Annotated in this window: 6 protein-coding genes; 2 read left to right on the top strand and 4 right to left on the bottom strand. The window is 44.1% G+C overall.

All coding sequences use genetic code 11. The annotated features are described in order from the left end of the window. A partial coding sequence (locus F8R90_RS01140; protein WP_196508856.1) for an nSTAND1 domain-containing NTPase occupies positions 1-2,835 on the bottom strand: 2,835 nt, incomplete at its 3' end. A gap of 67 nt (positions 2,836-2,902) precedes the next feature. Between F8R90_RS01140 and F8R90_RS01135 the strand changes: the two genes are divergently transcribed. Continuing rightward, positions 2,903-3,280 (top strand): CU044_2847 family protein, encoded by a 378-nt coding sequence (locus F8R90_RS01135; protein ID WP_196508854.1) that lies wholly within the window; start codon positions 2,903-2,905, stop codon positions 3,278-3,280. A 346-nt stretch (positions 3,281-3,626) separates the two neighbouring features. Here the strand turns inward: F8R90_RS01135 and F8R90_RS01130 are convergent, their stop codons facing one another. The 3 genes from F8R90_RS01130 to F8R90_RS01120 all read right to left on the bottom strand — a co-directional run bounded on the left by F8R90_RS01130 (position 3,627) and on the right by F8R90_RS01120 (position 4,830). Then, positions 3,627-4,100, bottom strand: coding sequence for a hypothetical protein (locus tag F8R90_RS01130; RefSeq protein ID WP_196508852.1), 474 nt, complete (start codon positions 4,098-4,100; stop codon positions 3,627-3,629). Between the two features lie 120 nt (positions 4,101-4,220). Next, positions 4,221-4,556, bottom strand: a complete 336-nt coding sequence (locus tag F8R90_RS01125; protein WP_196508850.1) for a type II toxin-antitoxin system RelE/ParE family toxin — start codon at positions 4,554-4,556, stop codon at positions 4,221-4,223. After that, positions 4,540-4,830 (bottom strand): type II toxin-antitoxin system Phd/YefM family antitoxin, encoded by a 291-nt coding sequence (locus F8R90_RS01120; protein ID WP_196508848.1) that lies wholly within the window; start codon positions 4,828-4,830, stop codon positions 4,540-4,542. Before F8R90_RS01120 ends, F8R90_RS01125 begins: the two co-directional genes overlap by 17 nt. Positions 4,831-5,014: 184 nt before the next feature. Here F8R90_RS01120 and F8R90_RS01115 point away from each other — a divergent pair, with 184 nt between their 5' ends. Continuing rightward, complete coding sequence (locus tag F8R90_RS01115) at positions 5,015-7,423, top strand: GH116 family glycosyl hydrolase (protein ID WP_196508846.1); 2,409 nt, start codon at positions 5,015-5,017, stop codon at positions 7,421-7,423. The last annotated feature ends 268 nt before the right edge of the window (positions 7,424-7,691 follow it).

Here is a 7,691-nt window from a genome sequence, read left to right as displayed (position 1 = left end):
ACCACGCAAAGGTTCAGCTAAGGTCTGACCTTGCAGGTTCCACAACCCCACTGTGCCGTCACCACCGCCACTGACAATCGTCTGCCCATCGGCGCTGATGGCGACAGAATAGACATTACCTTCATGACCACGCAAAGGTTCAGCTAAGGTCTGACCTTGCAGGTTCCACAACCCCACTGTGCCGTCACCACCGCCACTGACAATCGTCTGCCCATCGGCGCTGATGGCGACAGAATAGACATTACCTTCATGACCACGCAAAGGTTCAGCTAAGGTCTGACCTTGCAGGTTCCACAACCGTACTGTGCCGTCATCACCGCCACTGACAATCGTCTGCCCATCGGCGCTGATGGCGACAGAAGAGACAGAACCTTCATGACCACGCAAAGGTTCAGCTAAGGTCTGACCTTGGAGGTTCCACAACCGCACAGTGCCGTCAAGACCGCCACTGACAATCGTCTGCCCATCGGCGCTGATGGCGACAGAATTGACAGAATCTTCATGACCACGCAAAGGAATAGAGACTCTTGCTTTATTCATCACCCGATTCAAACTGTTTTGAACTGGTGCAAGAATCTGCTGGGGTAACTTCTCTTGATTCTCACCCATTGCTTGAATTGCCAAAACTAGACTTTCTAGGGGTTGGACTGTCAACAAATTCTCTACCCTCGTAGCTTTCTCTCGCAATCGTGATTCAGCAAGCGCTCTTTCCAGTTCAGCAATGCGGTCTTTTTCATGGGCATCGCTGCGCTGGTAAAAATCCTCATCTTCTTGAGGTGATTTTAAATACACTTGCAATTGTTGCCAGCTATCCCTGACTTCCGCCAGCAGTCCCCCTTGCATTAAATATTTGTCATCCTGCCTTTTGTTCACCCATTCCCGCCGCGCATCTTCTAAGCGATCGCTCAATCGCCGCAAATCTCGGTCTTTTTGTCGCCACTGGGCAAACTGCTGCCAACCTTCAATTAAAGCTTCATGGGCTAAATCAATCCAGGCTTCTCCCTTTTCATCTTTCCCAGCTACCAGCAAACGTCCTTTCACCAATCCTTCATCTAGCAATTCACTTAATGCTTCCTGCTGTTTTTGGTCGTTACCAGCAATGGCTAACAGTTCAGTTTTTGGTTGGCGCTGTCGCGTATCCTTTTCTCCCTCTCCGATTCGCACTAATCGCAGGAAAATTTGCTTAATCCAGTCCTTTTCCTGTTCATTTCGTTCTTGAGTCCGGGAATCCTGCTGATAATCTTCGTAAAGATAAACATTTTCTGCATGAAAATTTAGCGCCCCTGTCAATCCTTGGAAGTTTTCATACTGTTCTAGGGTGAGTTGATGCTTTTGTTGGTCGCGTTTTTCCCAGAGTCTAGTTAAAGCAAACTCCATCAAAGGCAAGTATCCCGGTTCTTTACCAACGTCTTCTAAAATTTTTAGTACTAGTCTTTCTTCAACACTATGACCTTGAAGTTTAGCTGGTTCGGTTATTGTCTCTTTTAAATCAACTCCAGTGATACGCGGCATCAAAACAAGCTGATTTTCAATCAATTTATTTAAAGACGGATAATCTAAACATGGTTCGAGAAAATCCGATCGCATGGTAATCACAACTTTCAACCGCGAATCGGTCATCTCTACTACCTGAGTCAGCAATTCAATAAATCTCTGCTTTTCTTCAGCAACAGAGACAGTAAATAGTTCCTCAAACTGATCTACTACCAATAAAAATTTTTCTGCACCTGTGAGATGCTGCAAAATTACAGGTAAAGGATTCGGTTTATTAGTAATCAACTCCCAAAGCAATCTTTCTTTTTTCGCTCCCTGAAAAAATGCTTTCAGAACTCCTCTCAATTCCTGCAAAGGCTGAAATCCTGGCTTGATTGGCGGTAAAATTTGCCAGACACTACGATCTAATTCTGGAATCAAACCCGCCTGAACCACAGAAGATTTACCACTCCCGGAAGCGCCAATAATCGGAATAAAGGGCTTTTGTGCCAATTTCCCCAGGATCTTCCTTACAACCTCCTTACGTCCAAAGAAAAACTGTTTTTGTTCGGCTTCAAACGCTTTTAAACCTTGGTAAGGACATTCATCTTTGACTTCAGAAGTTTGAGTTTGTGTTTGATGCTTGTAGCTAACTAAAGTAATCGAACTTCCCCAACCCAATTGAATCGGTTGTTGACCACTACCTTTAAGTTCGGCGCTAATACTGCCAAACAGATCAGCACTTGTTACCTGTCCATGCTGATTAGCCTTTTCTGCTGACAACCCAGCCAGCAAAGCAGTTGAAAAAATACTGTGTTGTGCGCTTTTGTTGGCATAAGCTTCTTGGAAAGGTCGGCAAGCTGCAATAAAGTAGTAATCGCTTTCTAAATTAAAGGCGGTAAGAGTTGTTTTGAGCAGATTGTTTTCTAACAAATAACCACTGTGACAGCAATCTAACAGCACTACTAAACTACTCAAGTTGGATTTTGCAATTAAATTGTTGAGACTCTGAAGACTAATCCCGCCTGTTTGTTCAATAATTTGCTTGCTTTGAGTGACAATTGTCAAGTCAGAGGTTGCTAGATATGCTTGTTGTGTTCCTAAGCTGTCAGATACGGTGATGCCATGACCTGTAAAGTAAATTAGCGCTTCGTTTTTAACTGCTTGTTGTTGCAAAAGTGTTTTTAAAGCTTCAGCCAACTTATTTGTACTAACTTTCCCTTTGAGAACAGCGATATCCTCAAAATCACCATGCGCTTTTAGTACCTGTTCCACCGCTTCTGCATCCGTAGCTGGTTTTGTGAGGTTGGAAAGCTGATTTTGATAATCTGTAATGCCAACAACAAGCGCGTAACGAGCCATCTATAAATATTTAAGTTGTCTGTTACAGAATAAGATAACTTAAATACACTTAAAATCTGAGGGTTTGATGTCGAACATAGAACGTTTAGTCTTTGAAGAAGACGGAGAAAAATATACAATTCTGTTCGAGTCAAAGGAAACGCCAAGTGTTCCAGAAATAGTCATACCGGAGGTTGATGAGAAGAAAGAATCCTACGGTTTTCGAGAAGAGGCATTTGTCAAGATTGATGAAGTTCACCATCAGATTCGAGCTTATACCAAATATGCTATTGGCGCTTTTAAAAATTTAGGTGCTGCTGAAGTCGAAGAGGTAACTCTGAAATTTGGCTTGAAGATAGGCGGAAAAACTGGTATCCCCTTCGTAACTGAAGGTTCGGCGGAGAGTAATTTTGAAATTGAGGTAAAGTGTAAGTTTCCTGAAAACAAGCAAAATTCCAGCACTTAAGGTTTTGCTTTGCCAAGGATAAGCTTTGTACCTTCAACTCTGCTGATAATTATGGTAGCGATGTCTCCGGCGGGCTACGCTTACGCCCTTCACTCATCATAATTTACTCTTGGATCTCGGATGTTGCAGTTCAAAGCACGAAGTTTCGAGTTCAAAGAGTGAACCATCGCCCTCCACTCTCCATCATTCATTCTTGGATCTCGGACGTTGCTGTTCATAGCTCCAAGTTTCGTGTTTTTATCTCGAAATTCCGAGTTCAGAACTCGGAACGCCGAGCAATTTACTCCAACATCCGAGTTCTGAGCTTCAACATTGCACCTTACAAGTGCTATTGCCGAGCTATTTTCTACAACGCTGCGGCTTGAGGCTTGACTTTCCGTGATTTACGGGCAAACCTTTGTCCCATTTCTTCAACTACTGTATCTAAACCAGCGCCTTGTCCACTGGCTTTGGCATAGTTATACACCTGCAAAGCAGCTGCATAAGCTTCACTGCCTACTGCTAAAGAAGTATCATCCAGCAACTCATGTAATTGTGACAAAGACAGCAATACTGGATACAAAGCTTCAAATAATTGTACGTCTTTCCGCATCTCATTGAGGTCAAACGATCGCGGTAAAAACTCTGGGTTCTGTGTCGCCACCTCCAATGCTTTGCTGACAAAGGCGCGGCTTTTATCTCCCATCTTGGGTAAAGCTTTCCGCTCCTCGTTAGTTAAATCAATCAAAAATGGTAGTTTCTCTTTAATGGTGGCGATCGCTTGCAACACAGCATCTCTCTCTGATTGCGCTAGTGTTGCACTAATTGGGGCTGTGGACATAGAAATTAGTCTCCAGTATGTTGCTTTACTTTAGAGTGCCCACATATACAATTTGAATTTCAATCACACTAATAAAGATTACCAAGTTCAGAGAGTGAGCGACCGCCACGCTTTTAACAATCAAAATCCTTCTTCTTCGTCAACTTCTTCGCCTATCAGTGGAGCTTGCGAGCTATGACGTACATGAAGCACAAAAACAGTATCTTCCTGAATAGCGAACAAAATTCGATACTTATTTCTTGACTTACCGTAAATAAGTTGACGGATTTCTTCAGTTAGTGCATTATTTTCTGGAGCTAGAGCGCAACGTAGAGGCTTTTCTTGCAGAGTAGCAATAGTATCCATCAGCTCCCGAAACCATTTATCTGCATAAACTGGGTTACGCTGTCTCAACCAAGAGTAAGCAGTATCAATTTCAGCTTTTGCAGTCTGAGTCACCCTAACTTGAAATGCCATACTTTTGCTGCATTTCTTGCTCAAACTCGCTAAGGGTACTAGTTCTTCCAGCCTCTACATCTTCAAGTCCCTGTTTAATTCCGGCGATTGCTTCCAATCTTTCCAATGCATCCAGCAGTTTTTGGTAAGACTCTGCATCCTGAACCACAAGTTCGGCTTTACCATTAACTGTCAGCACTACAGGTTTGCCTGTCTGCTTCATCTGCTGTAAGAATTCCAAGGTATTGCGCTTAAAGCTAGAGAGTGAATGGATGTCTCGACTAATATTTAGCATAGATTTGATTATGCATTAAACTTGCACTCAATTTAATGCTATATCGAAAGCTACCGTCCAGTAGAAATTTGTATTGCAGGATAACAACATTGTTTATTGTTACGCCCTTACTGCGTTTTACTTGAGAAAAATCGCACATCGCGTTAGTCTTCATGGACGTAACCGCACGCTGTAACATTAGGCGATGACAAATCAACTCTCTGTGAAAATTCCCTCTTGCACTTGGAGCCGTCCTATCGGCTTAGGCTGGGACAAACCTTATACCGTCCGCTACGCAAGTAATATCGATGATGGCCCTTGGCATGGTATGCCTTTAGGTGGCTTTGGTGCAGGTTGCATCGGTCGTTCTTCACGGGGAGATTTTAACCTGTGGCACATCGATGGCGGTGAGCATACCTTCAAAAACGTTCCCGCTTGTCAATTCAGTGTGTTTGAATCCAATGGCACATCTTCCCAAGCCTACGCTTTATCTACGCAAGTGCCAGATGATGACACTCTCAAAGCGTGGCAATGGTATCCGACGACTCCCGCCACAGAGGGGACGGGCAATTATCACGCGTTATACCCACGTAGCTGGTTTGTGTATGAAAATGTATTTCAAGCACAGTTGACTTGTGAGCAATTTTCCCCAATTTGGGCAGGTAATTACCAAGAAACTAGCTACCCTGTGGCAATATTCCTCTGGAATGCCCACAACCCCACAGATGCACCGATTACTCTCAGCATTATGCTGACTTGGCAAAATATGGTGGGCTGGTTTACAAACGCTCTCAAATCTCCCGAAGTACGGGTGCGCGATGATGGTAGTCCGGTTTACGAATACCAACCGCGCTGGGGTGAAAGTCAAGGTAACTATAATCAAATAGTTGAAAATACACAACAGTTTGGCTGTGTTTTAGGTCGGGTTGGTAGTGATGAACCTTTGCAAGAAGGTGACGGAACTTGGTGTATTGCTACAGTTAAGCATCCTCAAGTGGAAGTATTTCATCACAGCCGATGGAATCCTGAAGGAACGGGTGATGAGGTGTGGCAAAGCTTTGCGAAAGATGGTTCTTTGCCTAATTATATAGATGCAAATCCAGTAGCAGAAGGTGAACAGTTAGGGAGTGCGATCGCACTTTGTTTTACTCTCCAACCAGGCGAAACTCTCGAAATCCCCTTTGTCCTCGCTTGGGATTTGCCAATAACAGAATTTGCCGCCGGGGTTAATTATTACCGCAGATATACAGACTTTTTTGGTAAAAGTGGAAACAACGCTTGGGCGATCGCATCGACTGCACTACAAGAATACCAAAGCTGGCGATCGCAAATTCAAAGTTGGCAAAAACCCATTCTCGAACGGGAAGATTTACCCAACTGGTTTAAGATGGCTCTATTTAATGAGCTTTATGACCTTACTAGTGGCGGTACTCTCTGGAGTGCAGCATCAGAACTTGACCCCATCGGTCAGTTTGCGGTGCTGGAGTGCCTAGATTATCGTTGGTATGAAAGTCTAGATGTGCGGTTATACGGCTCTTTTGCCTTGCTGATGCTGTTTCCAGAATTAGAAAAGTCGGTAATGCGGGCATTTGCACGGGCAATTCCTCAAGGTGATGATACGCCCCGGATAATTGGCTATTACATGACAATCAAAGCAGAAAGCCCGATTGCAGTTCGCAAAGTCGCGGGTGCAACACCCCACGACTTAGGCGCACCCAATGAACACGTTTGGGAGAAAACCAACTACACCAGCTATCAAGACTGCAATTTGTGGAAAGATTTAGGTAGTGATTTTGTCTTGCAAGTATACCGCGATTTTCTACTCACGGGTGCTGACGATGTAGAATTCTTAGCAGATTGCTGGAGTGCGATCGTTCAAACCCTCGACTACCTGAAAACCTTTGACATTGATGGCGATGGGATACCCGAAAATTCTGGTGCGCCTGACCAAACCTTTGATGATTGGCGATTACAGGGTGTCAGCGCCTATTGTGGTGGGTTGTGGTTGGCCGCGCTAGAAGCTGCGATCGCAATTAGCGATATTTTATTAACTTACCAGGCAGGTGACACAGCAGAGTTGGCGGCGCAAAAGTCCACTTATGAAGCTTGGTTGAAACAATCTCGCCCCATTTATGATGAAAAACTCTGGAATGGTAAATATTACAAACTTGATAGTGAAAGTGGTTCCGATGTGGTGATGGCAGACCAATTGTGCGGACAATTCTATGCTCGTTTGCTGGACTTACCTGATATTGTACCGAGCGATCGCGCCCTCTCTGCCCTAAAAACTGTTTATGATGCGTGCTTTTTGAAATTCTGTAATGGTGAGTTTGGTGCTGCTAATGGTGTTCGTCCTGACGGTTCCCCAGAAAACCCCAAAGCTACTCATCCCCTAGAAGTCTGGACGGGAATAAACTTTGGGCTGGCGGCTTTTCTCGTGCAAATGGGAATGAAGGATGAAGCATTAAGGTTAACGCAAGCTGTAGTGGAGCAAATTTACGACCATGGGCTGCAATTTCGCACACCTGAAGCTATCACCGCAGCTGGTACTTTCCGTGCTAGCACTTACTTACGGGCAATGGCGATTTGGGGAATTTACTTAGTTATTGATTAATTGGCTATCAAAACGGTTCTCGTTTTGATCCAACACACGTAGGGATGCATAGCTGTGCGTCCCTACGAACGGTCGTATTCCATTGAGCACATTACATATACAGCATCTACGGCTGTTATGAGGTACAGTAGCAGCAACTAGCAAACCAGTTTCTTAAATGTTGAGGATTTATTAATTCGAGTGCAACTGAGATTAGCTTATCAATCATTTCTGTTGTAGTTGGAGCGAAACTGCGTAAAAAAGATTTAAGTTGTGACCACCATAGTTC

The organism is Nostoc sp. NZL (assembly GCF_015714705.1).
GTDB lineage: Bacteria > Cyanobacteriota > Cyanobacteriia > Cyanobacteriales > Nostocaceae > Nostoc > Nostoc foliaceum_A.
The sequence above is the reverse complement of the archived record's forward strand: the minus strand, read 5'-3'. Positions and strand labels throughout refer to the sequence as shown.

What these genes read in the sequence shown, in the direction of transcription:
- F8R90_RS01135 (WP_196508854.1), top strand. Translation starts at nt 2,903, where the DNA reads ATGTCGAACATAGAACGTTTAGTCTTTGAAGAAGACGGAGAAAAATAT.
- F8R90_RS01130 (WP_196508852.1), bottom strand. Translation starts at nt 4,100, where the DNA reads ATGTCCACAGCCCCAATTAGTGCAACACTAGCGCAATCAGAGAGAGAT.
- F8R90_RS01125 (WP_196508850.1), bottom strand. Translation starts at nt 4,556, where the DNA reads ATGGCATTTCAAGTTAGGGTGACTCAGACTGCAAAAGCTGAAATTGAT.
- F8R90_RS01120 (WP_196508848.1), bottom strand. Translation starts at nt 4,830, where the DNA reads ATGCTAAATATTAGTCGAGACATCCATTCACTCTCTAGCTTTAAGCGC.
- F8R90_RS01115 (WP_196508846.1), top strand. Translation starts at nt 5,015, where the DNA reads ATGACAAATCAACTCTCTGTGAAAATTCCCTCTTGCACTTGGAGCCGT.